20 protein-coding genes are annotated in these 24,595 nt (G+C 64.0%); 9 read left to right on the forward strand and 11 right to left on the reverse strand.

The window, feature by feature from the left end:
- The first annotated feature begins 33 nt into the window (after window positions 1-33).
- From ACXJMY_RS07625 to ACXJMY_RS07640, 4 genes are all read left to right on the forward strand, one after another.
- A complete protein-coding gene (locus tag ACXJMY_RS07625) occupies window positions 34-969 on the forward strand; it encodes a helix-turn-helix domain-containing protein (RefSeq protein WP_456618698.1) in 936 nt (311 codons plus the stop codon).
- Between the two features lie 82 nt (window positions 970-1,051).
- Entirely contained in the window at window positions 1,052-1,513 is a 462-nt protein-coding gene (locus ACXJMY_RS07630; RefSeq protein WP_456618699.1) for a (2Fe-2S)-binding protein, read from the forward strand.
- A gap of 10 nt (window positions 1,514-1,523) precedes the next feature.
- Window positions 1,524-3,767: a xanthine dehydrogenase family protein molybdopterin-binding subunit gene (locus ACXJMY_RS07635; protein ID WP_456618700.1), complete on the forward strand. Its 2,244-nt coding sequence runs from the start codon at window positions 1,524-1,526 to the stop codon at window positions 3,765-3,767.
- A gap of 9 nt (window positions 3,768-3,776) precedes the next feature.
- A complete protein-coding gene (locus ACXJMY_RS07640) occupies window positions 3,777-4,409 on the forward strand; it encodes a hypothetical protein (RefSeq protein ID WP_456618701.1) in 633 nt (210 codons plus the stop codon).
- A gap of 113 nt (window positions 4,410-4,522) precedes the next feature.
- Here ACXJMY_RS07640 and ACXJMY_RS07645 read toward each other — a convergent pair whose 3' ends face one another.
- From ACXJMY_RS07645 to ACXJMY_RS07670, 6 genes are all read right to left on the reverse strand, one after another.
- Window positions 4,523-5,068, reverse strand: coding sequence for a hypothetical protein (locus tag ACXJMY_RS07645; RefSeq protein ID WP_456618702.1), 546 nt, complete (start codon window positions 5,066-5,068; stop codon window positions 4,523-4,525).
- A gap of 321 nt (window positions 5,069-5,389) precedes the next feature.
- Window positions 5,390-6,052 carry a TadE/TadG family type IV pilus assembly protein gene (locus ACXJMY_RS07650; RefSeq protein ID WP_456618703.1) on the reverse strand — a complete coding sequence of 221 codons (663 nt, stop codon included), beginning with the start codon at window positions 6,050-6,052 and terminating at the stop codon, window positions 5,390-5,392.
- Window positions 6,053-6,064: 12 nt separating this feature from the next.
- The gene (locus tag ACXJMY_RS07655) at window positions 6,065-6,616 is read right to left on the reverse strand and encodes a TadE/TadG family type IV pilus assembly protein (protein ID WP_456618704.1); all 552 of its coding nucleotides are present in this window, start codon (window positions 6,614-6,616) and stop codon (window positions 6,065-6,067) included.
- A 10-nt stretch (window positions 6,617-6,626) separates the two neighbouring features.
- Window positions 6,627-8,045, reverse strand: coding sequence for a TadE/TadG family type IV pilus assembly protein (locus ACXJMY_RS07660; protein ID WP_456618705.1), 1,419 nt, complete (start codon window positions 8,043-8,045; stop codon window positions 6,627-6,629).
- 381 nt (window positions 8,046-8,426) lie between these two features.
- Window positions 8,427-9,986 (reverse strand): acyl-CoA carboxylase subunit beta, encoded by a 1,560-nt coding sequence (locus tag ACXJMY_RS07665; RefSeq protein WP_456618706.1) that lies wholly within the window; start codon window positions 9,984-9,986, stop codon window positions 8,427-8,429.
- Window positions 9,916-10,890, reverse strand: a complete 975-nt coding sequence (locus tag ACXJMY_RS07670; RefSeq protein ID WP_456618707.1) for an IclR family transcriptional regulator — start codon at window positions 10,888-10,890, stop codon at window positions 9,916-9,918. Before ACXJMY_RS07670 ends, ACXJMY_RS07665 begins: the two co-directional genes overlap by 71 nt.
- Before the next feature lie 95 nt (window positions 10,891-10,985).
- Here ACXJMY_RS07670 and ACXJMY_RS07675 point away from each other — a divergent pair, with 95 nt between their 5' ends.
- From ACXJMY_RS07675 to glsA, 4 genes are all read left to right on the forward strand, one after another.
- Complete coding sequence (locus ACXJMY_RS07675; RefSeq protein WP_011086715.1) at window positions 10,986-11,207, forward strand: biotin/lipoyl-containing protein; 222 nt, start codon at window positions 10,986-10,988, stop codon at window positions 11,205-11,207.
- A 166-nt stretch (window positions 11,208-11,373) separates the two neighbouring features.
- Complete coding sequence (locus ACXJMY_RS07680; protein WP_456618708.1) at window positions 11,374-12,540, forward strand: TAXI family TRAP transporter solute-binding subunit; 1,167 nt, start codon at window positions 11,374-11,376, stop codon at window positions 12,538-12,540.
- Between the two features lie 238 nt (window positions 12,541-12,778).
- Window positions 12,779-14,986 carry a TRAP transporter permease gene (locus ACXJMY_RS07685; protein WP_456618709.1) on the forward strand — a complete coding sequence of 736 codons (2,208 nt, stop codon included), beginning with the start codon at window positions 12,779-12,781 and terminating at the stop codon, window positions 14,984-14,986.
- 21 nt (window positions 14,987-15,007) lie between these two features.
- Window positions 15,008-16,849 (forward strand): glutaminase A, encoded by a 1,842-nt coding sequence (glsA, locus tag ACXJMY_RS07690; RefSeq protein WP_456618710.1) that lies wholly within the window; start codon window positions 15,008-15,010, stop codon window positions 16,847-16,849.
- A 15-nt stretch (window positions 16,850-16,864) separates the two neighbouring features.
- Here glsA and ACXJMY_RS07695 read toward each other — a convergent pair whose 3' ends face one another.
- The 5 genes from ACXJMY_RS07695 to ACXJMY_RS07715 all read right to left on the reverse strand — a co-directional run bounded on the left by ACXJMY_RS07695 (window position 16,865) and on the right by ACXJMY_RS07715 (window position 23,316).
- Window positions 16,865-17,167: a nucleoside triphosphate pyrophosphohydrolase family protein gene (locus ACXJMY_RS07695; protein ID WP_456618711.1), complete on the reverse strand. Its 303-nt coding sequence runs from the start codon at window positions 17,165-17,167 to the stop codon at window positions 16,865-16,867.
- Window positions 17,168-17,193: 26 nt separating this feature from the next.
- On the reverse strand, window positions 17,194-17,721 hold the full coding sequence (locus ACXJMY_RS07700; RefSeq protein WP_456618712.1) for a carboxymuconolactone decarboxylase family protein: 528 nt from the start codon (window positions 17,719-17,721) through the stop codon (window positions 17,194-17,196).
- A gap of 321 nt (window positions 17,722-18,042) precedes the next feature.
- Window positions 18,043-20,271: a N,N-dimethylformamidase beta subunit family domain-containing protein gene (locus tag ACXJMY_RS07705; protein WP_456618713.1), complete on the reverse strand. Its 2,229-nt coding sequence runs from the start codon at window positions 20,269-20,271 to the stop codon at window positions 18,043-18,045.
- A gap of 13 nt (window positions 20,272-20,284) precedes the next feature.
- Window positions 20,285-21,889 (reverse strand): ABC transporter substrate-binding protein, encoded by a 1,605-nt coding sequence (locus tag ACXJMY_RS07710; protein WP_456618714.1) that lies wholly within the window; start codon window positions 21,887-21,889, stop codon window positions 20,285-20,287.
- Between the two features lie 20 nt (window positions 21,890-21,909).
- A complete protein-coding gene (locus tag ACXJMY_RS07715) occupies window positions 21,910-23,316 on the reverse strand; it encodes an aspartate aminotransferase family protein (protein ID WP_456618715.1) in 1,407 nt (468 codons plus the stop codon).
- Window positions 23,317-23,428: 112 nt separating this feature from the next.
- On the opposite strand from ACXJMY_RS07715, the gene ACXJMY_RS07720 reads away from it, so the two are divergent.
- Window positions 23,429-24,187 (forward strand): FadR/GntR family transcriptional regulator, encoded by a 759-nt coding sequence (locus ACXJMY_RS07720; RefSeq protein WP_456618716.1) that lies wholly within the window; start codon window positions 23,429-23,431, stop codon window positions 24,185-24,187.
- The last annotated feature ends 408 nt before the right edge of the window (window positions 24,188-24,595 follow it).

Genomic DNA, 24,595 nt, shown 5'->3' on the forward strand with positions numbered 1-24,595 from the left:
CCGGGATTCGCCGCAACTGAAGCGGAGGTCATGATGGCGCTCGTGACGCATGGAGATCAGAAATATCAGAACAGCGAGAAGCTCGCGGAGGCCAGCGATTGGCCGGGACTGAGCATCGAGCATCGCAAGTTCGAGGCGGGGCGCCAGGCAACGCCCGTCCCGATTTGCACCGAGCTCGTCATGCTGCTGTCAGGCGGCGGGATGGTGCGCCGGGCCGGCAACGGCGAAGTCCAGAACAGCCTCGCGCGGCCGGGCATGAGCTATCTCGTCCCCGTGGGGACGCAGGAGAGCCATCTCGAGCTTTCGGACCGGATGGAATGTCTTCATCTCTATCTTCCCCCGGCGCTGCTGGACCAGAGCGCCCTCGCGGACTTTGATATCGATCCGGCCAAGGTTGAGATTGCCTACGCCCACGGTCTGGCGGACCAGGTGCTCTTCCACATCTGCTCGCCCCTTCGCGATCTGCTCTATCGCCCGCGACAGCCGACCGACGCGCTGTTCGTGGAAGGGATCCAGGTCGCGCTGGCGGCGCATCTTCTCGGGAATTATACGATCGACCGCTGGCGCGCGCCCGACAAGTCGCCGTCGCTCGAACCCAGGCGTCTCCAGCGCGTGCTGGACTATATCGAGGCTTGTCTTGGTGGCGACATCAGGCTCGAGGATCTGGCGGCTCAGGCCTGCCTCAGCCCCTATCATTTTTCACGGCTGTTTCGCGAGGCGACCGGGTTGTCACCGCACCGCTATGTGACTGATCGCCGCGTCCAGGCTGCCCGGCAAGAACTTGCACGCGACCGTTTGTCCCTGGTCGAAATTGCCCTTGATTTCGGTTTCGGCTCTCAGGCCAATTTCACGCGCGTGTTCCGCAAGGCCGCAAGTCTGACGCCGGGGCAGTATCGGGAATTGTGCTGCGGCCAGGCCGACGTGAAAGCCGATCGTCCCGATACGGCATCCCGCAGGGATTGCGCATGATCCCGCAGGATTCGGAAATACTGCTCAGCCTGCATCGGGCAGTGCTGTTGTGCCGACCAGATCCGTTAGGGGATATATCGACATGATCGAACTCACGGTGAACGGGACCAAGCATCAGGTTGACGTCGTTCCCGAGATGCCCCTGCTTTGGGTGCTGCGTGACGAGCTCGGCGTCACAAGTCCCAAATACGGCTGCGGGGTCGCGCAATGCGGCGCCTGCACCGTCCGGATCGACGGAAAGGCTGTCCGATCCTGTCAGGCGCATATCGGCGAGATCGCGGGCAAGTCGGTCGTCACGCTCGAAGGCCTGGACAACAGAGACCAGCACCCGGTTCTACAGGCCTGGATCGAACATCAGGTCCCGCAGTGCGGCTATTGCCAGACCGGCCAGATCATGCAGGCCATTTCGCTTCTTGAACACGTCTCCAAGCCAACCGACGACGAGATCAATCAGGTGATGTCCGGCAATCTGTGCCGTTGCGGTACCTATCCGCGCATTCGCGCGGCGATCCATGCGGCGGCCGCCAAAATGGCGGTGAAGTGAGATGGGCCACATGCAGACTCTTTCCCGCCGGGCCTTTGTTTTTGGTTCCGCCGCCATCGCCGGCGGCATCGCCTTTGGTTCTTATGGCAACGCTGAAGCGGCCACCACGGCCAGTGACAATCCATTGGCCGCCGGCCTCGGGCCGAACTCCGTGAGCTTCAATCCATGGGTCGAGATCAGCCCGGAAAAAATCACGCTCATCGCGCAGCACGCCGACATCGGCCAGGGCGTCGGCTCCGTGCAGCCGATCATGATTGCCGAGGAGATGGACCTCGATCCCGGCCAGTTCGAAATTCGCTTTGCGGGGCCGAGCCCCGCCTACTTCAACACCGGCTTCGCAGAAGAGCTTGCGCCGTTCCTGGCGGCGGACCAAAGCCCGGCTGCCGAACAGGCACGCGAGGCCGCGCTCGAATGGCTCAGAAAGTCCGGCCTGCAGATGACGGGCGGGTCAAGCACGGTCCCGGATACCTACGAAAAGTTGCGCGTTGCCGGCGCCGTCGCGCGAGAGACGCTGAAGGCCGCCGCGGCAAAACGCGCGGGTGTCGCTGTGGCGGACCTCCACACCCAATCGGGCCACGTGATCCTGCCCAACGGCACCAGGATCGCCTACGTCGATCTCGCGGCGGACGCCGCCAAGATTCCGCCGGTGCTCGATGCCAAGCCGCGCGATCCCTCGAAATGGCGCTTGCTGGGCAAGCCGATGACGCGCCTCGACGTTCGCGCGAAGGTCATGGGCGAGTTGAAATTCGGCATCGATCAGAAGATGGAGGGCATGATGTATGCCTCCGTCAAGCTGAACCCCGGCAAGGGCCAGCCGCTGAAATCATTCGACGCCAGCAAGGCGCGATCGATGCCGGGGGTCAAGAAGATCCTCGAGATCAAGAATGGCGTTGCGGTGATCGCGACGAACAGCTGGTATGCGATGAAGGCGGTCGATGCCATCACTTGCGAGTGGGCACCCTCAGCGTATCCCGCGGAGCAGGCCGACCATTGGAAGGTTCTGGAATCCTCGTTCAAGCCTGAATTCCTGGGCAAGGAGTGGCGGAAGATCGGCGATGTCGAGGCCGGGTTGAAAAGTGGCACGCTCGTCGAGGCCGAGTATCGCGCGCCTTACGTGGCCCATCAGCCGCTGGAGCCGCTCAACGGGATCGGCCTCGTCTCCGACGCAGGGATGGAGATCTGGGTCAGCCATCAGAGCCCTCAGGCCGTGCAGTACATCGCGGCGACGGCGATCGGTCTCAAGCCGGAACAGGTCACCTTTCACAATCAATGGGCCGGTGGAAGTTTTGGACACCGTCTCGAGTTCGAGAACGTCCGCGTCCTCGCCGAGATCGCAAATCAGATGCGGGGAACGCCGATCAAGCTCGTGTTCTCGCGCGAGGAGGATTTCCTCCAGGACATTCCGCGGCAGATTGCGATTGCCCGCCACAGAGGGAGCATCACCAAGGGCAAGATCGTTGCGGCCGACCTGCAACTGGCATCGACGGCTCCGTTCAAGGGGCTGCTCGAGCGCATGGGCACTCCCTCGAAGGATCCCGATCCTCAATTGGCCGTCGGCACGTGGAATGTCTACTACGACATCCCCAATTTCCGGGCCACGAGCTACGAGGCGCAGGGTCTATCGCCGTGCACCACGTGGCGGTCGGTCGGCGCCTCGACATCGGGCTTCTTCACCGAAAGCTTCATTGACGAGCTGATCCATGCGGCGGGCCTCGATCCGATGAAGGCGCGCATCGAGATGTGCACCGTTCCGCATTACCGCAAATTGCTGGAGACGGTCGCACAGATGTCGGATTGGAAGGGACCGCTCGGCAACGGCCGAGGGCGGGGCGTCGCCTTCGTCGAGTCGTTCGGGACACCGACGGCCGAAGTGGTCGAGGTGACGAAGACGGAGCGAGGAATCCGGATCGACAAGGTCTGGGTCGCGGTCGACGTCGGCAAGATCATGGATCCCGTCAATTTCGAGAACCAGGTGCAGGGAGGAGTCGTCTGGGGGCTCGGCCACGCCATCAACTGCGAACTCACCTACGCAAAGGGCGCGGTGCAGCAGACCAACTACAACCATCACGAAGCCATGCGGATCTACCAATGTCCGGTCATCGAGGTTCGCGGGCTCGAGAACGATCCCAAGGTGAGAGGTGTCGGAGAGCCGCCTGTTCCACCCGCCGCCCCCGCGCTCGCCAACGCGATCTTCGCCGCGACCGGCAAGCGCATCCGCGAAATGCCCTTCAACAAATTCGTCGATTTCGTGTGAGGGCAAGCCATGAAGAGATCACTGATCGCGGTCGCCCTTGCGGCTTCATCAATTGCGGCCCTCACGGGGATTGTCGCGGCCAAGAACGAAGCCGCCAAGGGCGCGCCGCCGCCGGGCAGCGTCAGCCGCGCCGAAGGGCTGGACGCCTGGAAGAGGATTGAGGCCGTGGTGACACATCCACGTTGCGCCAACTGCCACGTCGACGCCAAGGCCATACCGATATGGACGCCGGCAGGCGAAACCAGGCCCCGCGTGCATGGCATGGATATCCATGGCGGAGAGAGCCGCATCGGCGCCGAGGCGATCCCTTGTTCGACCTGTCACATGACCTCCACCCAGGCCAACGATCCGGCGCCGGCGCCGCCGCGCGCCGGCATCGACTGGCAGCTCGCTCCAGTGGCTTTCATCTGGTTCGGCAAGAGTGGCGCTGAGATTTGCGCGCAACTGAAGGATCCCAAACGCAATGGCGGTCGCGACGCGGCGGGTCTCGTCGAACACCTGCGGCACGATGCGTCCCTGAACGGCTTCATCCCTCGCGGGTGGGCCCCCGGAGCAGGTCGCACGACGCCGCCGGGGACGTTCGAGGATCATGTCAAGGACATGGCTCTGTGGGGAGCCGCCGGACAACCCTGTCCGAACTGACGTCTTTGTTGTTGCCGGAAATCGGACGCCGACGTCGCCGGGGCGGAGCCGGTTGCAGGCTCCGCTCCCTCGCGCCTCATCGCCTGACACGTCGCCTTGATGTCCGCTCGTCCTCACGTCACCGCGCCGCCGCGCGGGTTGACGACCGTATAACCCCGCAATGAACGCGCGTGCAGTCTCGTTGCGCGTCCACCCGAGTTGGCGTCATACGCCATCCAGATGTCTCCCTCGAGGTGCTGCTCCAGGACAAAGACGTGCCCTCGCCGTGCAGCAACCATTCCCGGTGCCGGCGATGTCCGTGGAAAGCGCAGCCAGTTGGCTGCCAGATTCAATTCCGGCATGATGCGACCGAACACGCGCAGCGCTGCGCCGCAGCCGCAGAAGGACGACGGACAACCGGCCGGTCGTCCGCCGACGACCTGGCCGCCGGAGACATTCACCGCCGTGGCGGCGCTGCCATCGTAGGCCATCGTGAGTTGTGTCGAGCGGAGCGTTTGCAAGGCGTGCCGCGAAACGCCGTCGCGGCGCGGTTGCGAATACGAGAAGTCGCAGGGCATTGTCACATTGCATTCGGGCGCCTGGGTGGTGCGGTAGGTGCGCGCTTCCGAAGCGGTCGAGCAGGCAAAAACGAGGAACGCAGAAAGGACTAACTTGAACATTGCAGGACTCCGGTTCGTACGGTCCTGCCCCTGACAATGAGCAACCGATAATAATTTGACTGAATTGGGCCTAAACGGCGGCCGAAAATGGCTGCATGTGCCCACACCACTCACCGGAAATCCCAGCGGCCCACGCGTCGTGTGGTTGCAGGGTTTCCGGAGGACAATGGATCGCTTTGACTCGGCTCTGATACGCGGAGCTGGCAACGCACCTGCGACGAATGCCGAATGGGCGCAGCGCCAAGCGGCGAAGCCCACGCTGTCAGAGGCGGCCTATCGTTTGATCGAACGCAGCCTCATGGATGGCGGGCGACGGCGCAGCTAGCAGGTCTTCAGTTGCAGATGCTGGATGCACGTGCACGTCGTCGTCGACGCGGAATACTTCACGTCGTAGTACGGAAAGCTGGAGTTGGCCGGGCTGTTGGTCGAGCAACGCGGGAACAGATAATAGCTGTCTGTCAGCTTCACGGTGCCGGCGATCGTGTAGCCGAGGTTGGGCGTGTAGTCATAGGACACCTCGCTCAGGATGAGCGAGATGTTGGCATTGTCGGCTTTCTTCGGGTCGGCCGCAGTGAACGCGGACAAGGTCAGCTGCTGACCCACGGCTCTCGCCGCCGAGGGTGTGGTCGACGTGCTCCATTGAACCGTCGCCTTGCCGGTGCTGTCGGTCGAGACGCCGGAGACCGTGATCGTCATCAGCGACGTGCTGCCGTTCTTGACCGGATAAGGCGCCATGATGGCCGTCGAAGCCGCAAGGATGCCGTTCATCTGGGTCGTACTAACCGACGTGTTCTGCGACACCATGTCGGCGACGCTGTGCGCCGTTGCGCTGACCTTGACGTTCATGGCCAGGCCGTTTCCCAGCTCCACGCCGCCGATGTAAAGCACCAGCATGAACGGCGTCACGATGGCGAATTCCGTCGCCGCCACGGCACTAACGTCGGTGCAAAAGCCCCGCGCGCGAAACGACAGGCCGGCGATCATAGCGATGTCCTTCTATGGCTCGTTCTGGAACGCGGCAGACGCCATGATCAGCCGGTTGCCGTCCGAGATATTCGAGAGATTGAAGCCGAGCGGCCCGAGCATCACCGGCCACACATACATCACCCGGAGAACGACGATATCGCCGATGTCCCCGGGATTGAATTGCCAGCTGTTCGTGACCGCTCCCTTGCTGTCGAAAGTCAGGGTCGGCATCGCCGTGTTCGCCGTAGACCACGTCGTGGCAACCTGCATGTCGACCATCAGGCCGCCGCAGCTGAAGAAAATCACGACCTGATCACAGACCTTCTGCTTGAATGCCGCCTGCGTCAGCGCCTGATCCTTCACCTGCCCGGTCAGGACCAGGCGGCTCGATTGGCGCACCACGGATTCGAGCAACTGCTGGGCAAAGAACACGAGAAACGTCTGGATGAGCGCAATGATGAGCGCGAGGAACGGCGCGGCAACGAGCGCGAATTCGACAGCCGTGGCACCCTTGCTATCCCGAGCGAAGGCGGCACAGCGATTGCGGCGCCTCTTCGTCGTTGCGATGTCCGGTCCGGTCATGGCGCGCTCTCTATTGCACAAGGTTGGCCGTGCTTGACGCAACCTTGATGAAGAGGTCCGTCAGGGCGTCGGAAATGTTCTGGCCATTTTGAACACTCTTGTAGAAACCCGGCGACGCGCAGGATTGCAGATTTTGTGCGATCTGGCCTGTCGTTGAGGTTGGCTGGTCGTACTTGTCGATCCAGGTCATGTACCAGTTGTCCGTTTTCTGGATACCGGTGGCGGGATTGGCGATAAGTTGCAGATACTCCGTGTAGAGCACCGCGATCTTGATGCCCCGGTTCTTGATGGTCGTGCACATCGTCGTGTCGAGCGGCTGCTGGCATCGATTGTTGGAGGCGAGGCTCGCGTTGGGGCAGGCTGAAGCGCCCGAGACGATCTTGTCCTCGACGCCGTCGGTGACAAGGAACACCACTTCCTGCGGCGTATCTCCCGTCGCGTTGCTGCCAAGCCCGGGATTGGGCATGATGCCGTTGAGGGTCTTAAGCGCACCGGCGATATCCGTGCCGTTGTCTGTCTTGCAGTTGGTCGTCACAACGACGCAGTTCTGGTAGGCGACCGCCATCAGCGAGATGCTGGAAACCTGGGTCCCGGCGAGTGTCGGGGTGGTCAGCGCGGCCAGTGTGTTCAAGCTCAAGTCGAACGAATAGAGCGCCGCTTTGTAGGTGGTGTTGTTCAACGCCGACATGCACTGCATGACGCCCCCCGAAACGCCCGACTGCGGGCAGTTCGACCATGTATTGAGCAACTGGTTGACGGCATTCGTCACGAGATCGATCCGCAACGTGATATTGTTGGCGCGCGCGATCGCGAGGTTATCCTTGGTTCCGCCATCGTGACCGATATTGGTTTGATGACAGGCGAAGCCGCAATTCTGCGAGGCCCCTGCTGCCTGGTACGCGGGGGCGGTGTACTTGATGAGATTGCTGATGTCGGTCGCGGTCGCGCCGATCCCCATGGACGGCGAGTCGTCCATCAGCAGATAGAAATTCATGTTGGGCGCGCTCGACGCCTTCGCCGTCGCGGAACCGGCGACCTGCCAGGTCTGCTTGCCGAGAACGCCGGGGAAATTGTTGACGGACTGCGCGGTGTAGGAAACCGTGATGGTCCGCGCGAGACCGGAATCGGTGACGGTGACCGTCGGTGTCGGGGTCGCGGACAGTCCGGGAAGATTCGCCTTCGCTGCGAAGACGGCTTCGGCGGTTGCCTTGACGATGGTGGTGTCGCTCTGCGTCAGCATCGCCGGCCGCACGGCCGCGATCGCGGCGGCGTCGGCAGCCGCGTTCAACTGCTCCCGCTTGCGCAGGGCGAGCGTATAGTCGAGCGCCATCCCCAGCAGAAAGATGGTGGGGACCATCATGAGCGCGAAGATAATGGCGACGTTCGCCTTCCGGTCTCTCGCGAAACGAAGCACTACGCGGCGGAGCATGCCTTCACCCTGGTTGCCGTCGTTGCGGCCGAGACATTTTCCCAAACACCAGTGACGGGCGAAGATTGTCAGACCCTGCCGCCGACCACTCGCTCGTCACGGGCGGAATATGGCGATAGCCGTCTTAATCAACGCTTACGGGCACCCCAGAAACAGGGACCGCAGCGGATCCATATGTGTCATATTGAGAAAGCATCATTAACGCGGCATAAACGGGTTCATCGAGATTGGGCCCGGTCGGCCCGGGACTGTGGTGCGAACCACCACCTCAATGTCGTCCCGGCCTAGTGCGCAATTGCGCACGGGGGCCGGGACGACTTAGGAAACGAAGCGCTTCTTGAATTAGACCGGTCCCCAGGTTGCAGTTCGCAACGATTGAGCCTACGGCCTGATCGTCATGTTCTCCGGCGGTCCTGCCTTCCGCAGCGGCTCGGCCAGCCGCGCGAACTCGCACAGCAGCGACCGCGTCTTGCGCGGGTCGATGATCTCCTCGACCCAGAACTTTTCGGCGGAGCGGAACGGCGAGCGGAGCTTGTTGAGGCGATCCTCGATCTCCTTCAGCTTGGCCGCCTTGTCCTCGGCCGCGTCGATGTCGGCGCGGTAGGCCGCTTCGATGCCGCCTTCGAGCGGCAGCGAGCCCCAATAGGCCGAGGGCCAGGCGTAGCGGATCGAGAAGCGGTCGGCGGGCTGATGCACCACGCCGGCGACGCCGAAGGCGTTGCGCAGGATCACCGTGCACCACGGCACCGTGGTCTGGTTGACCGCCGCCATGGCACGGACGCCGTGGCGGATGGTGGCGGCCTTCTCGGCATCGAGGCCGATCATGAAGCCCGGGCAGTCCATGAGATAGACGATCGGCAGATGGAAGGTCTCGGCGAAATCGACCCAGCGCACCACCTTCTGGCAGGCATCCGCCGTCCAGGAGCCGCCATAGTGAAAGCTGTCGCTGGCGAGCAGCAGCACCGCCCTGCCCTCGAGCCGCGCGAGGCCAACGATGATCGGCTTGCCAAAATTCTTTGCGACTTCGAAGAACGAGCCCTTGTCCACGACCTGCTCGATGATCGGTCGCATCTTGTAGACCTGCTTGCGGTTGCGCGGCACCGCGTTCATCAGCGCCTCTTCGGTGCGCTCCGGATTGTCGGTGCAGGGCAAGGTCGGCGGCAGTTCGTAAACCGACGACGGCAGATAGGACAGGAAGCGCCGCGCGCAGGCAAACGCCTCTTCTTCCGTATCGACCGCGTGATCGACCGCGCCGGCGCGGGTCTGGATATCGGCGCCGCCGAGCTCCTCCTTCGAGAGGTCCTGCCCCAGCGCCTTCACCACCGGCGGCCCCGCGACGAACATCGCGGACTTCCTTGTCATGATGGAGTAGTGACTGGCGGCAAGGCGCGCGGCACCAAGGCCCGCAACCGAGCCGAGCCCCAGCGCGACCACGGGTACGCGCGACAGGTTTTCGGTCGTGAAGCGATACCAGCGCGTGCCGCCAACGCCGCCGGGCAGATTGGCCGCGCCCTTGGTCTCGATGGTCTTGACCGAGCCGCCGCCGCCGGAGCCTTCGATAATGCGGACGATGGGCAGACGGAAGTCGTGCGCCATCTCTTCCGCCATCAAGGGCTTGGCCGAGATCGAGGCATCCGCCGAGCCGCCGCGCACGGTGAAATCATCGCCGACCACGACCACGGTGCGGCCGTCGACCTTGCCGCGGCCGAACACGCAGTTCGCCGGCGTCACGTGCTTCAGCTCGCCCGCTGGATCGTATTCGCCGATGCCGGAGACGGCACCGATCTCGTGAAAGCTGCCTCTGTCGATCAGTCCGTCGATACGCTCCCGAACAGTCAGCCGGCCCTGGTCATGCTGTCGCTTGACCTTGTCAACGCCGCCCATCTCCCGCGCGAAGGCTTCGCGCCGGGCGAGCTCGTCGAGTTCCGGCTTCCAGTTCATTCACTCCCTCCGAATTGATCGGCTTGTTATTGTTATGCACGGCCATCGCGACCGGTTTACGCGAGATACGGTTGTTGAAGACGTCGCCTTCCGCGCCTTCGAGCAGGCTGCCGAGCGAGCGGCCGAGCGCGACCATCAGCGGCGCGACCTCGGCATGCAGCCGTTGCTCATCATACATCGCCGACAGCAGGCCGATCGTGATGACCACGAAGGTCTGATATTGCGGCGACCAGATCGGCACCGCGAGCCCATTGATGTGCGGGCTCCACAGGCCGCAGGCCACGACATAGCCGTGCTCGCGCAGCGACTGCCGGTTGGCCTCGATGCGGGGCTTCAGGATCTTGGCAGCCTCGGGAGCTTCCCGTTCCATCTCCGCGATGAAGGCATCGCCGATCTCAGGCGCCAGCGCCGCGGTGTAGGCCGCGCCCGCGGCGGTCGAAGCCATCGAGATGCGGCTGCCGGTGCCCTCGTGCAGACCGAGTGCGGTCGCCGAGCGCGCGAACTGGAGATAGACGAGGTGGAAGCGATCGGGGACGACGAAGCCGACCGTGCCCGGCAATTGCTCGGCGACTTCCTGGAGCCGCTGCCGGATCATGCTGCGCAGTTGCGCGCCCTTCATCATCGAGGCGCTCATCGCAACAGCGCTCGGGCCGATGCGATACTTCTGATCGCGCGGCAGGTAGACCAGTTGGCCCATCCGCGTCAGCGTGTGCGTGAGCCGCGACACCGTCGAGCGCGGCAGACCGCAGCGATTTGAAATCTCGAGATTGCCGAGCCGGGCTTCGTGCCCCTCGAAGCATCGCAACACGTCGAACGCGCGCGAGACCACCTGGATGACATCACCTTCACCGGCATCACCGGCGAGGACTCCTTGCCTACTCAACCGCTCCGAACGTCGTCCCATGTTCCCTACCAGTTGTTCCGCTGTGCGGAATTAAATTCCGCTTGCAGACGAAGCTACCTCAGGCATTTTGCCACCACAACAAAAAGGCGATTGGCATGCCAGAAATAAAGATCGTCACTGAAGTTGCGGGCCGCATCTGCGCAACTCCCGTGCAAGTTGGAGGAACTGTTGCGGATGGCGACGACGTTGTAGTGGTCGAGGCGATGAAGATGGAGATACCCGTGCCCTCGCCCGCGAGCGGCACGATCACATCACTTCTCGTCAAGCTCGACGACGTCGTTGCCGAAGGACAGGCCATCGCGATCGTCGCGAGCTGACTGCATTATCCGTAGTTTCCGCGACAATCTGTCAGCCTACTTCCCGCCTTCGCGGTACGGCGTTGCCATCGCTTGATCGCGATGACATGATCTGTCTCAATAAAAATCTGTTTCAAACAAAGAACGAAAATCTTCGCGGCAAACGCGATGATCATTGGAGGGGAACATGCTTCGTGGGCTGCTCGTGCTCGCGCCTGCCTTGGTTGCGGGCATTTCTTTTGCGTCTACACGCTATTCGTTCGCCGAAGACGTCAAGCTGCCGGCAACCTTGACGTTGACCGCCTATGACACCGGCACCGCGGGCTTCAACATCGCGGTCGGCGTCGGCAAGATGATGAAGGACAAATACGGCACCGACGTGCGCGTGCTCCCCGCAGGCAACGACGTCGCGCGGCTTGCGCCGCTGCGCGCCAAGCGTGCCGTGTCGGCGGCGATGGGATCGGGGACCTATTTCGCGCAGGAAGGCGTGTTCGAGTTCGGAGCCAGGGAATGGGGCCCGCAGCCGCTCCAGATCATGCTCTCGAGCGTCGATTGCAATTGCGGTTCGCTTGGCGTCGCCGCCGATACCGGTGTGAAAGATCTGAAAGACCTGAAAGGCAAGCGCGTCGGATTTGTCGTCGGCTCGCCGGCGCTGAACCAGAACTCGCTCGCGGTGCTCGCCTTCGCCGGGCTGACGCAGAAGGACGTCAGGATCGTCGAGTTCGCCAGCTACGGCGCGATGTGGAAGGGCCTGATCAACAACGACACCGACGCCGCCTTCGGCACCACCATCACCGGCCCCGCCAAGGAGGCCGAGACCTCGCCGCGCGGCCTGATCTGGCCGCCGCTGCCGGCCAAGGACAAGGAAGGCTGGGCGCGGATGCAGAAAGTCGGCTCGTTCTTCTTCCCGCAACTTGCCACCTGCGGCGCCGGCATCTCGCCGGACAAGCCGATCGAGCTCGGCAACTACCCCTACCCGATCTTCGTGACCTACGCCGCGCAACCGGCCGACCAGGTCTACGCCATCACCAAGGCGATGATCGTGAACTACGACGCCTACAAGGACTCCGCGCCCGGCGCCGGCGGGCTCGCCGCCGACCGGCAGACCAAGAACTGGGTGGTGCCGGTGCATCCCGGCGCGGTGAAGGCGCTGAAGGAAGCCGGGCAATGGAGCGACGCCCAGGAGGCGCACAACAACRAGCTGTTCAAGCGCCAGGAGGTGTTAGCTACCGCCTGGACCGAGTACGGCAAGTCCAATCCGCCGTCGGACGAGAAGGCGTTCCTCGACGGTTGGATGAAGGCCCGCGCCGCAGCGCTGGCCAAGGCCGACATGCCGAACGGGTTTGAGGATTAGGGCGAGATGGGCTCGTTCGTTGCTACACGCGAGGTGCGCTCCCTCTCCCGCTTGCGGGAGAGGGTTGGGGAGAGGGTGTCTCCGCAGAAAGACTCCCCCAGAGGAGAAAGCCCTCACCCGGCGCTGCGCGCCGACCTCTCCCGCAAGCGGGAGAGGTTGAGGAGCCCGCGGCCCTATCGATTCAACCAAAAGCCATTTGCATTAGTCAGCGGTTAGCTGCCCACGCGCGGGATCGATCATGTCTGTTTCCACCACCGACCCGCAAGCGCAGCGCAAGCCAGTCGAATTCGAGGATCCGCATCTCGGCGCCGCCGCCGATCTGCAGGAAGCCGAGGTCACGCGCGTCCGCACCTTGAAGGGCGCGTGGCGCTGGGTGCTGATGGCAGCCACGGCCGCCACCATCCTGCTCTGCGTCAACCAGCAATTCTCGCTGCGGTTCTTCATCGACTACACCCAGCTCAACACCGAATATTTCTACCTGCTGATCGCGCTGATGCTGCCATTCACCTTCCTGATCTTCCCGGGATCGGAGAAGGCGCCGCTCGACCGCATCCCCTGGTACGACCTCGCGCTGTTCGCGGCGACCTTCGGTGCGGCGATCTGGCTGATGCTCAACATCCGCAAGGCCGCGCAATCCGGCTGGGAGTTCGACGGCGCCCCGGCCAACGTCATCGCCGCCGGCCTCGTGATGTGGTTCGTGCTGATGGAGGCGCTGCGCCGCACCGGCGGCTGGAGCCTGCTGCTGAGCGTGCTGCCGTTCACGCTCTATCCGCTGTTTGCGGATTCGACCTGGCTCGGCCCGTTCCGCGGCACGCAGTCGACGCTGCAGCAGACCATCGCCTATCACATGCTGTCCGGCGAAAGCCTGCTCGGAATCCCGATCCAGGCCTTTGCCGACACCGTGATCGGCTTCCTCGTGTTCGGCACTGCGCTGATGATGACGGGCGCGGGAAAATTCTTCATCAACATTGCGTTCGCGATGTGCGGCACCTTCCGCGGCGGTGCCGCAAAGGTCTGCGTGTTCGCCTCCGGTCTGCTCGGCACCGTCGGCGGCAGCATCGTCTCCAACGTGCTCACGGCCGGCACGATGACGATCCCCGCGATGAAGAAGACGGGGTTCACGCCGTCCTATTCCGGCGCGATCGAGGCCTGCGCCTCGACCGGTGCGGTGCTGGCGCCGCCGGTGCTCGGCGCCACCGCCTTCGTCATGGCGCAGTTCATGAACACCGGCTATGCCGACGTCGCGCTCGCCGCGACCATTCCCTCGATCCTCTATTATGTCGGCCTGTTCGCGCAGGTCGACGCCTATGCCGCCCGCCACAAGCTGAAGGGCCTTCCGCGCGCCGAGCTGCCGCGCTTCTGGGACGCCTTCAAGGAGGGCTGGTACTATCTGTTCGTGATCGTCGTGCTCGTGGTGATGCTGCTCTACTTCAAGCGCGAGAGCCACGCCCCGTTCTATGCGTCCGTGCTGCTGGTGATCCTGCACCAATGGTCGGGGCCAGCGCCGTGGAAGTTCGGCAACACGCTCGTGCTCGCCGGCTCGATCGCGGCGACGGCTTTGATGTTCTGGTTCGGCGTGCTCAACGCCGCGCTGTGGGGCATGTGCCTGCTGGCCGCGCTGAACGAGTTCTTTCCCGGCAAGAACTGGGGCGGCGCGCGCTGGCTGCATTTCCTCGAGCTCAACGGCAAGACCTTCGTCGAGCTGATCGCCATCCTCGCCGGCTGCGGCCTCTTGATCGGCGCGTTCTCGCTGACCGGCGTGATCTCGAGCCTCGCCAACGATCTGCTCAGCATCGCCGGCGGCGACGCCTTTCTGCTGCTGATCATGTGCGCGGTCACCAGCCTGATCCTCGGGCTCGGGCTGACCACGACCTCCTGCTACATCTTCCTCGCCATTCTGGTCGCGCCCGCGCTGGAGAAGCTCGGGCTGAACAAGATAGCGGTGCACATGTTCATCTTCTACTGGGGCATGCTGTCCGCGATCACGCCGCCGGTCGCGATCGCCTCGTTCGCGGCGGCCGGTATCGCCGGCGCGCCCGCAATGAAGACGGGCTGGGAATCGATGTGGGTCGGCAGCATCATCTACTTCATCCCGTTCTTCTTCGTGCTCAACCCAGCGCTGCTGCTCCAGGGCAGCAACCCCTATCTGGAGGCATTCGGGCTCACCGGGCTCGCCTGCTTCGGCATCGTCTTCATCTGCGGCGGCATCCAGGGCTACCAGGCTTTTGTCGGCGACCTCCGCGGCGCGGGCATGATGGAATGGCCGATCCGCGCGCTGCTGGTGATCGGCGGTTTTGTCGTGGCGACCCCCGGCGGCGGGATCATGCCGCTGTCGCAAATGCAGGTCACCCTTCTGGGCCTCGCGATCCTGGTGCCCACGGTTTTGATCGCGCTTCTGCTGGTCCGGCGGCAGCCCCCGATGCCCGACGGGTTGCGCGTGCCCTGATTGCGTTGCACAAGAGAGGCGATGACACCGCCGCCCGCCTCCGCCTGGACCCGCTCGAAGCCGCCTTTGCTGCGGTTTCTGGACACCTGCCTCAACGAGTTCTCCGCCGAAACCTCCGGCGCCGTGGCCGATTACATCCCGGAGCTCGGCAAGGCCGATCCTGCCCATTTTGGCATCAGCCTTGCGACACTCGACGGCCATGTCTACGAGGTCGGCGACAGCCGGGTGCCCTTCACCATCCAGTCGATGTCGAAACCGTTCGTGTTCGCGCTGGCGCTGGACCTGCTCGGCGCGGGCAAGGTCGAGGGCGCGATCGGCGTCGAGCCGTCGGGCGATCCCTTCAACTCGATCCGGCTCAACGCCGACAACCACCCGTTCAACCCAATGGTCAATGCCGGCGCGATCGCCTGCACCGGGCTGATCCACGAGAGCAAGGGCGCCGAGGCCTTCGAGCAGATCCGCCTTGCGCTCGGCCGTTTCGCGGGGCGCGACCTCGCCGTGGATGAGGCCGTCTATACTTCGGAAAGCCAGACCGGCGACCGCAACCGCGCCATCGGCTATCTGCTGAAGACCAATGCGGTGATCTCGGACAACGTCGCCGCTGTCCTCGACGTCTATTTCCGGCAATGCGCGGTGCTGGTCACGGCGCGCGACATCGCGGTGATGGCGGCAACTCTCGCCAACCGCGGCGTCAATCCGGTGACGGGCGAGCAGGTGATGAGCGCTTACGCGATCTCGCGCACGCTGTCGGTGATGACGTCGTCCGGCATGTACGACTATGCCGGCGAATGGATCTACCGCATCGGCATTCCCGCCAAGAGCGGCGTCGGCGGCGGGATTTTGGCCGCCCTGCCCGCCCGTCTCGGCCTCGGCAGCTACTCGCCGAAACTCGACAAGCACGGCAACAGCGTGCGCGGCATCAAGGTGTGCGAGGCGCTGTCCTCGCATTACGACCTGCACATGCTCAACCGCAGCGACGACGCGCGCAACGCGGTCATCGCCGACTACGACATCGGCAAGAGCCCGTCACGGCGCGTCCGCCGCGCGCAGGAGCGCGACATCCTCGCCGCCCATGAGCAGGAGGTGCGGATCATCGAGCTGGTCGGCACGCTGTCGCTCTCGGCGGTCGACTACGTCTCGCGGCGGCTTGCGGCGCGGCCGCGGCCGCAATTCGTGGTGTTCGACCTGCACCGCGTCACCTCCACCACGCGCGCGGGCGCGCGGCTGGTGGCCGAAGCCTTCGAGGAGCTCGCCGCGCTGAACGTCACCGTGATCCTGTCCGGCGTCAAGCGCGCCTCGAAGGAATGGAACACGTTGCGGGAGTGGACCGCCGAGCTGAAGAACGTGCGCGACTTCTACCTGCTCGACACCGCGATCGAATGGGCGGAAGACCAGATCGTCTACCGCCACGGCGGCTCGATCGACTTTCACGAGACCACCGAGCTCGTCGAACAGCCGCTGCTCGCCGGCCTCGGCGACGACGAGCTGGCCGATCTGGCATCGCTCTGCACCATCCGCACCTATCCATCCGGCGCCAGGATCGTGGCAGCGGGCGATCCCGCGGATTCCCTGTTCTTCCTGCGCAGCGGCGCCGTCCACGTCACCCTGCCCGACGGCGTGCGGCTGGCGACCCTGACCGCCGGCATGGCGTTCGGCGAAATGGCGCTGCTGGAAGCCACCCGTTCCGCCGACGTCTTCGCCGACATGGCAGCGACCGCCTTCGAAGTCCCTCTCGCGGCATTCGAGCGCTTCCGCAAGCAGCACCCGCGGGCCTCCGAGCGCATCATGCGCAATTTGGCGCAGCTGCTGGCCGATCGCCTGATCGTCGCCAACGCCAAGGTGGATATCTTGACGTCGACCTGACACCGCCGGCACAGCTTAGCGGCTCGCGGCCTCGCTCAGGCGCCGGGTGATCTTCGCCGCGCTGGCCTTCAGCAATTCGGATGGCTGCTGGCCGGTCGCCGCGCACAGGCAGGCCCAATAATAGATGACGTCGCCGAGCTCATCGACGAGACCTGCCTGATCGAGCCAGTCATCGCGCAACAGCTTCTTGATGTGATCGGCGACTTCGCCGGCCTCGCCGGCGAGGCCAAGACCAAGATAGGACAACCGCTCGTTCGACGGATGCTCATCGACTTTCGCGATCGTCGCAGCCCAAGCCGCATATTCATCGATTGTCATCGGCAACCCTCGCCGCTGCTTGCGAACTAGCCCACCACTTCCGTCACCGGCTGGAGATCGATCTCGAAGGTCTCGAGGAATTTCGAGGTCATGATGTAGAAGCCGACCGAAAGCTGCAGCTCGACCAGCGCGGCCGGCGTCAGTTTTGAGGCGATCGCCTTGAAGGTGGCGTCCGTCGGCTTGTTCAATTTCACGATCTCGTCGGTGAAGGCGAGCGCGGCGCGCTGCACCTCATTGAAGCAGGACGCCCCCTGCCAGTTCTCCAGCGCCTCGTTCTGCTCGTCGGTGACGCCGACATTCTTGCCGATGCGCTTGTGCGCGACAATCTCATATGGCGCCTCGCACAGGATGCCCGTGCGCGTGATCGCAAGCTCGCGCACGATCGGATCGAGCTCGCCCTTATGGCGGATGGCGCCGCCGAGCCGGCAGTACTGCTCAAAGTAGCTCGGCGAATGCGCCATCATGCGGAAGATATTGGCATGACGGTTCTTGTCGAGGATTTCGCGGGTGCGGTCGGACGCGTTGATCGGGTCGCTGTAGAGGATTCGGGCCATCAGTCACCTTGGGGCTTGGTCTTGTTGTCGTTTTTTTGAGTAGACGTCCCAAGAGTATTCTCGCACCGGCACAAGAGCAACATCGTCGCGTGAGGCCGCCCCCTTATGCAGGGCAATCGCATTTGAAGAAAATCGTGGCTGAAAGCTCACCTGCGGCCCATCCTTTCGAGACGTCCGCCTGCGGCGGGCCCTCAGGACGAGGTCGCGTCTTGCGGCGAGATATCAGACCCTCATGGTGAGGAGCCCGCCAAAGCGGGCGTCTCGAACCATGCAGGCCGAGTTCATCCGGCAGTCTCCAGCTGTCATATGCGATAGGCCTGCTTACGCGGGGGCCTTCGGCACCGGGAACGGCGTCGAATCGGCAAAGCGCCTGACGATGTTGGTCACCAGCAGGGCCGCCACGTTGTTGTAGCCATCGACCGGCAACGCGCCGATGAAATTCATCGAACCGACCGAAAACACCGCGCCGCCATTCGGTGTTTCGAAGAAGGTCAGGTCGGAGCGGATGATGTCCTCCCGCGAGGCCGGCCAGGTGTGGTCGTAACGCTCCTCGTTGACCGGCTGATAGGTCGGATCGGTGAGAACGGCGCGGCCTATGATGATCGCATGATGCGGCGTGCCGAGGCGCGTGTCGGCGCGGTCGAGCTCGTGGCCGGCGGCGCCACCGCCCATGAACCCGCGCTCGCCGAGCTTGGCGCCCGGCCTTGCCAGAACCTCGATACCGTCGCGCATGAATGCGACGCGGGGATCGAGAACGCCGTCGAGAAAGGTGTAGGGGAAGCCCATATACTCCCCTTGCGTACTGAAGCCGACGCCGACCAGCGCCTGCGGCGGGCGGCCGAGCCGTCGCCAAAGGCCGCCATAGGAGCCGTCGAAAGCATGATAGCTCTCGCCGGGAAGCGTTTCCCAGAGACGGATGCCGCCCTCGGCGCGTCGCAATTCGAAGGCCCAGGTGCCTGTCGCATGCGGCACCACCTTCCAGTAGAAGCCGTTGCCGCCGAGATACATGAAGCGGCCGCCATTGCCGAGATAGGCACTGAGCGCGTCGAGCGTCTCGTGGGTGTGGTACTCTGGATGCTGGCCGGTCAGAACGACGGAATATTTCGACAGCAGATCGACGCCTTCGGCATGGACGTCGTGATCGGTGATGACCTCGAAGTCGATGCCCTTGCGGGTCAGGAGATCGGTGATGGCGCTGTCGGCGGAGATCCAGTAGAGGCCGGAGCCATAGTCGCTCGGATCGACCAGATGGATCTGGTTGACGCGCTTGTCGATCAACGGCCGGCGCATGGTCGACATCACCACGCCGCTGCCGTCCGAATGGAAATTGTAGGGCGAGACGCCGTATTCCGGATGGCCGTCCGGCGCCTGTGCCAGCGCGCCCCAGGCCAGCGAACGTTCCGTGATCAGGGCCTGCCTGCCCTTCTTCTGATACTGGCTGTAGACCGTGTAACTGAAGGTCGGCGCGAGGAACGCCACCTTGGCCTGCGAACCCGGTATTCTGGCGCGGACATAGAAGACGATGTTGTCGCGCGCCCCATCCTTTTCGAGGTGCAGCGCGTAGACGCCGCTCGTCCAGTCCTGGGGCACGGTGAAGGTCAGCGACGGCTGCCAGCCGGCATCGCCAATGTCGTCGTCGTGGAAATGGATCGCGCCCCAGAGCTTCGGCTCTTCCGTCCAGCGATGCGTCACCCCGCCGGTCCAGCGCGAGCCCGTCATCGCGCGCGTCGGCAGGTTGATGCAGGTGCCGTGCGCCTTGAAGGGGCCGATATCGGTTGCCGTATCGGTCGGAATGCCGATGGAAAAATCCCATTCGGCGATGGCCGCGGCCGCCGTTCCGGAAGCTTGCGCGGCGATGATGCCGTCGAGGCCCGTGCCGCCATCGGTGATGCGGGGACGTTCGACCTTGCCGTTGAAGTGACGGGCCACGCCCTTCCCTGCGCGCTCCGCCGCGATCGCGACGGCCCCCATGCCGGCCAACGCGGTGCGCGGCGCGCCCAGCATTTTCGTCGCGCGCTCGTCGCGGTCGAGCCTGATCTTGCGCGGCGCCTGTGCGATCGCCAGCGATCCGGTCGCCGGATCGAACAGGCACGCGATGTCGTGCCACGCCCGCTCGGTCAGCGCGATGCCGGTCTCGACCTCGAAGGTGCCCTCGCCGGTCACCAGCCGGGCGAAAGCGCCCGCCTTGCCGACGCCGAGCGTCAACGAGCCGCCTGCGCCCGCCCAGTTCAGCACGGCCTGCTTGCCCGCGGCGAGCAGGGTCGGCCAGACGGTCGCGGCAAAGGCGATCGGACCTGCCGGCAACGCCAGTGCTGATACATCGACCCAGGAGCCCTTGGCGATGGTCTGCTCGATGCCATCGTGCTGGCCTTCGAGATCCCACTTGACCGGAATCTCGCGATAACCGGGTCCCCTGGGATTCGGGTCACCACAGATGATTCGGGCGATCCGCGCCGAATAGCGGCCGCCGCCCTTGACCGCGATCATGAAGTTGATGTCGTCGCCGGAGCGCACGCTCCAGCGGTCCGCATAGCCGGTGATCGGAAGCATCGAAAATCCTTCTTCAGGCGCCGCGCACATTCCAGAACAACGGCAGGCCCTTGAGCATGCCCGTCAGACTCTTCTTGTAAGCGGTCGGCTGATAGAAGACACCAAGCGGAACATAGGGGACATCGATAAAGCACTGCTTCTGCATCTCGACGCCGATCCTGGCCTGCGCGGCGGCATCGGGCGCGGCGAACCAGGCATCACGCAGTTGCTCCAGCTTCTCGCTCTTCGCCCAGCCGAACGTCGCCTTGTCACCGCTGCCGCGGATGAAGTTATGCGCCGAAGGATTGAGCTGCGTGACGCCGGCGGAATAAGTGCAGAAGGCGCTGTATCCGCCCTTGTCCGGCGTCTCGCGGTTGCCCATGCGCCGCAGCATCGAGCCCCAGTCCATCGCCGCGTAGTCGAGATTGAAACCGAGCTTGCGGAACAGGTCGGCCGCGACTTCGCTCATCTGCCCGATGACGGGGAAATCGCCCGGCGCCATCAGCAGCACTTTCTCGCCCTTGTAGCCGGCGTCCTTGATGGCCTTGGCCGCGGCGGCGATATCGCGGGGGCCGGTCAGCGCGTCCATGCCGGCATCGTTCGCCATGATGCCGCCGGGCGCGAAGAAGCCGACCTTGTCCCGCCAGAGACTGGTGTCCTCTCCCGCGACCGCGGACATGAACTCCTTCTGGCTGATGGCGGAGAGCACCGCGCGGCGGATCGCCGGGTTGTCGAACGGCGGCTGCGTGTGGTTGAAGCGCAGCACGCCGACATTACCGATCGGGTCGAGCAGTTCGACAGTCAGCGCCTTGTTGCTCTTCAGCTTCGGCAACAGGTCGACGATGGGCTGATCCCACCAGTCGATCTCGCCCTGCTGAAGCGCAGCCGCAGCCGTCGCGGGGTCCGGGATGACCTGCCACTCGACCCGGTCGAAATGCGCGATCTTCGGGCCGGAGAGCAGGCTCGGCGTCCCCTCGGGGCGCGGCACATAGCCGTCGAAACGCGTGTAGACCAGGCGCGCGCCGGGCACGTGCTGATCGGCCTGGAACCTGAACGGACCGGAGCCGATCAGCTCCTTGACCGGCGTGACGCTGTCCGTCTGCGCAAGACGTTCCGGCATGATGAAGGCGACGATGGCGCCCACTTTGCCGAGCGCTTCCGGCAGGAGTGGAAACGGCGACTTGAGACGCCAGCGTACGGTCTTGTCATCGGGTGCCGAGATTTCTTCGACCAGGTTGAAGAGTGAATTGCCGAACGCATCGCGCGAGGCCCAGCGTTTCAGGCTCGCCACCACGTCGCGGCCGCGCACGGGCTCACCGTCGTGGAATTTCAAGCCATCCCGCAACGTCATCGTCCAGAGCTTGCCGTCGTTCTCGACGGTATGGCCGGCGACCATCTGCGGCTGAACCTGGAATTTCTCATCGACGCCGTAGAGCGTGTCCCAGATCAGGAAGCCGTGGTTCCGGTTGACCAGGCCCGTGGTGATCATCGGATCGAGGATCGCCGCATCGGCCTGCGGCACGAAGCGCAGCACGCGCGAACCTTGCGCGCGGGCCAGCCGCGGCATCGCAAGAGCAGAGCCAAAGGCGACGCCGAGACCGGCGCCCAGTGTGGATCGGAGCAGGTCTCGACGGCGCATGTTATGGTCTCCTCAACGGGTTACGCAGATGGACGTGTCTCGGCAAGCCTGGCTTCGGCGCTGAACAAGGTTTTCGCGAACAGGTCGAGCGCCTCGTCGACTCCGGCGTCGTCGATGATCAGCGGCGGGCAGAACCCGATCGTGTCGCCCATCGCGCGAATGATCAGGCCATTCTCGATCGCGAGCGCGTCGAACATCGCGCCGACCTTCAGCGCGGGATCGAAGGCTTGCCGCGTCGCGGGGTCGGCGACCAGCTCGACCCCCATCATCAATCCCTCGCCCCGCACCTGGCCGACGATGCGCGAATCCCGTGCGATCTGCTCCAGCCCGGCGCGGAGCCGGCCGCCCATGCGGCGAACATGCGGCACCACATCCATCTCGTGATAGATCTTCAGCGTTTCGAGCGCGATGGCCGCGCCGACCGGGTGCCCGGAATTGGTGAAACCGTGGCCGAACAGCTCGCCGCCCTTGTTCATCTCGCTGAGCGCATCGCGGATCGGACGTCCCAGCAACACGGCTGACATCGGGAAGTAGGACGAGGTGATGCCCTTGGCGAGCGCCACCATGTCCGGCTTCATGCCGACCGTCTCGCAGCCGAACCAGTTGCCGGTGCGGCCGAAGCCGCAGACCACCTCGTCGCCGAGCACCAGGATGTCGTGACGGCGCAGCACCGCCTCGATCTTTGCAAAATATCCCTTCGGCGGCACGACGATGCCGCCGCCGGCGTTGATCGGCTCGGCGATGAAGGCTGCGATCGTATCCGGTCCCTCGGCCATGATCAGTGCTTCGAGATCGGCCGCGAGGCGGTCGACGAACGCCGCCTCGCTCTCGCCCGGCCTCGTGCCGCGATAGGCATCCGGGCAATGCGTGTGCAGGAAGCCGTCGAGCGGGAGGCCGAATTCACGGTGCATGCGCGGCAAGCCGCACATCGAGGCCGCAACGATCGTCGAGCCATGGAAACCGCGATCACGGGCGATGATCTTGCGCTTGCCGGGCTTGCCATGGACCGCGTGATACACCCAGGCGAGCTTCACCATGGTCTCGGTGGCCTCCGAGCCGGAGGTGGCGAAATAGGCCTGCGCATCCGGGATCGGCGAGATTTCGACCAGCTTCTCGGCGAGGTCGATCGTGTTGTCCGGCGTCTTGTGATTGAAGCTGTGGTAGAAGCCGAACTTGTCGTAGGCAGCAAGCGCCGCCGCCTTGAGCCGCGTCTCGGAAAAGCCGAGCGAGGTGCACCAGAGCCCGGCCATCGCTTCCAGATAACGCTTGCCGCTGGCGTCATAGACATGGACGCCCTCGCCGCGCGCCATGATCAACGGTCCGATTTCTGCATGCCGCTGAGGATTGGTCTGCGAGTGCAGATGGAACGCGATGTCGCGCGCCTCGGCTGAATTCGGCTTGCTGTCGAACACGCGCGCAGCCTCCATCGTCCCACCGACGGAGTATTCCCAACCCCGGTCGCGCGAAACTGGTCAGTCCAAATTGGTCTGACCAGCTTGGCTTTCGTGCCGCAGCTTGTCAAACTCAAAAAAAGAGCTGATGAGCACGAAGATGTTGCACGATCCCCCATCCAAGCCCGAACGCAGCTTCGAGATCGTCGCTCGGCGCATTGCTGCGATGATCCAGGCGAGTTACCGGATCGGCCAGCGCCTGCCGGCAGAGCGCGATCTCGCGAAGACTTTTGGCGTGTCGCGGCCGACGGTGCGCGAGGCCATCCTGTCGCTGGCGATGGCCGGGATGCTGAAGGTGCGCAGCAACAGCGGCGTCTATGTGATCAGTCGTCAGGAAGCCCCTGACGTGCATGCGCTCGAAGGATTTGGCCCGTTCGAGAATCTGGAAGCGCGCCAGCTCATCGAACCGCAGATCGCGGCGATCGCGGCGCAGCGCGGCTCCGAGGCCACCTTCGCGCAACTCGCCGAAGCGCTTGCGATGATGCGCTGGGAACACGCGCAGGGACGCGAGGCCGACACGTCTGACCACCGCTTCCACATGGTGCTGGCCGAAGCGACGGGAAACGGCGCGCTGGTGTCGATCAGCGACTCGCTGTGGCGCGCACAGACCGAGTCCGGCATCTGGCAGGAGATTCACAACCACATGCAGATGGAGGACTATCGTCCCATGTGGCGCAGCGATCACGAGGCCATCTTCGAAGCCGTTCAAGCGAGGAACCCGCGCAAGGCGAGCCACGCCATGACGCGCCATCTCACCAACATCAGGGATGCGCTGATGGAGGCCTCGAAGGCCAAATCCATGGCCACACCCAAGGCACCCGCGAGTTCTCCCAGGAAGCTCCGGTGAAACTTTTCGCGGTTGAGGAAAGTTTCCGCAAACCGTTCGCTGCGAGACCGCAAGAGCAACATCATCGAGTCAAAATGCCGCCGCATTGCTGATCGACCTTGGCACAGTCGATATTCGCCGTGTGGGGACAAATCACGGTGAATACTCGCAAGGGGTGTTCCGAGTAAAAACAATTGACCGTCGGGTGCGCAGTGCGCGCAACGATGAGTCACGCCCAAGTCTAGGGAGAATAGGCATGAAGGAAGCCACCAAGGGGGCGGCCTCGGGAGCGCTCGCGCATATGCTGGCGGTGACGGCGATGCTCGTCATCGCCAGCATCTTGTTCTACGGGCGTTAGCAAGAGTTGCGTAGAGTGTTTTCGTCATTCCGGGGTGGCTCTCGCACAAGCCAGGCCCAGAATCCCGTTCC

Source organism: Bradyrhizobium sp. P5_C12 (assembly GCF_054049735.1).

What these genes read in the sequence shown, in the direction of transcription:
- ACXJMY_RS07625 (WP_456618698.1), top strand. Translation starts at nt 34, where the DNA reads ATGGCGCTCGTGACGCATGGAGATCAGAAATATCAGAACAGCGAGAAG.
- ACXJMY_RS07630 (WP_456618699.1), top strand. Translation starts at nt 1,052, where the DNA reads ATGATCGAACTCACGGTGAACGGGACCAAGCATCAGGTTGACGTCGTT.
- ACXJMY_RS07635 (WP_456618700.1), top strand. Translation starts at nt 1,524, where the DNA reads ATGCAGACTCTTTCCCGCCGGGCCTTTGTTTTTGGTTCCGCCGCCATC.
- ACXJMY_RS07640 (WP_456618701.1), top strand. Translation starts at nt 3,777, where the DNA reads ATGAAGAGATCACTGATCGCGGTCGCCCTTGCGGCTTCATCAATTGCG.
- ACXJMY_RS07645 (WP_456618702.1), bottom strand. Translation starts at nt 5,068, where the DNA reads ATGTTCAAGTTAGTCCTTTCTGCGTTCCTCGTTTTTGCCTGCTCGACC.
- ACXJMY_RS07650 (WP_456618703.1), bottom strand. Translation starts at nt 6,052, where the DNA reads ATGATCGCCGGCCTGTCGTTTCGCGCGCGGGGCTTTTGCACCGACGTT.
- ACXJMY_RS07655 (WP_456618704.1), bottom strand. Translation starts at nt 6,616, where the DNA reads ATGACCGGACCGGACATCGCAACGACGAAGAGGCGCCGCAATCGCTGT.
- ACXJMY_RS07660 (WP_456618705.1), bottom strand. Translation starts at nt 8,045, where the DNA reads ATGCTCCGCCGCGTAGTGCTTCGTTTCGCGAGAGACCGGAAGGCGAAC.
- ACXJMY_RS07665 (WP_456618706.1), bottom strand. Translation starts at nt 9,986, where the DNA reads ATGAACTGGAAGCCGGAACTCGACGAGCTCGCCCGGCGCGAAGCCTTC.
- ACXJMY_RS07670 (WP_456618707.1), bottom strand. Translation starts at nt 10,890, where the DNA reads ATGGGACGACGTTCGGAGCGGTTGAGTAGGCAAGGAGTCCTCGCCGGT.
- ACXJMY_RS07675 (WP_011086715.1), top strand. Translation starts at nt 10,986, where the DNA reads ATGCCAGAAATAAAGATCGTCACTGAAGTTGCGGGCCGCATCTGCGCA.
- ACXJMY_RS07685 (WP_456618709.1), top strand. Translation starts at nt 12,779, where the DNA reads ATGTCTGTTTCCACCACCGACCCGCAAGCGCAGCGCAAGCCAGTCGAA.
- glsA (WP_456618710.1), top strand. Translation starts at nt 15,008, where the DNA reads ATGACACCGCCGCCCGCCTCCGCCTGGACCCGCTCGAAGCCGCCTTTG.
- ACXJMY_RS07695 (WP_456618711.1), bottom strand. Translation starts at nt 17,167, where the DNA reads ATGACAATCGATGAATATGCGGCTTGGGCTGCGACGATCGCGAAAGTC.
- ACXJMY_RS07700 (WP_456618712.1), bottom strand. Translation starts at nt 17,721, where the DNA reads ATGGCCCGAATCCTCTACAGCGACCCGATCAACGCGTCCGACCGCACC.
- ACXJMY_RS07705 (WP_456618713.1), bottom strand. Translation starts at nt 20,271, where the DNA reads ATGCTTCCGATCACCGGCTATGCGGACCGCTGGAGCGTGCGCTCCGGC.
- ACXJMY_RS07710 (WP_456618714.1), bottom strand. Translation starts at nt 21,889, where the DNA reads ATGCGCCGTCGAGACCTGCTCCGATCCACACTGGGCGCCGGTCTCGGC.
- ACXJMY_RS07715 (WP_456618715.1), bottom strand. Translation starts at nt 23,316, where the DNA reads ATGGAGGCTGCGCGCGTGTTCGACAGCAAGCCGAATTCAGCCGAGGCG.
- ACXJMY_RS07720 (WP_456618716.1), top strand. Translation starts at nt 23,429, where the DNA reads ATGAGCACGAAGATGTTGCACGATCCCCCATCCAAGCCCGAACGCAGC.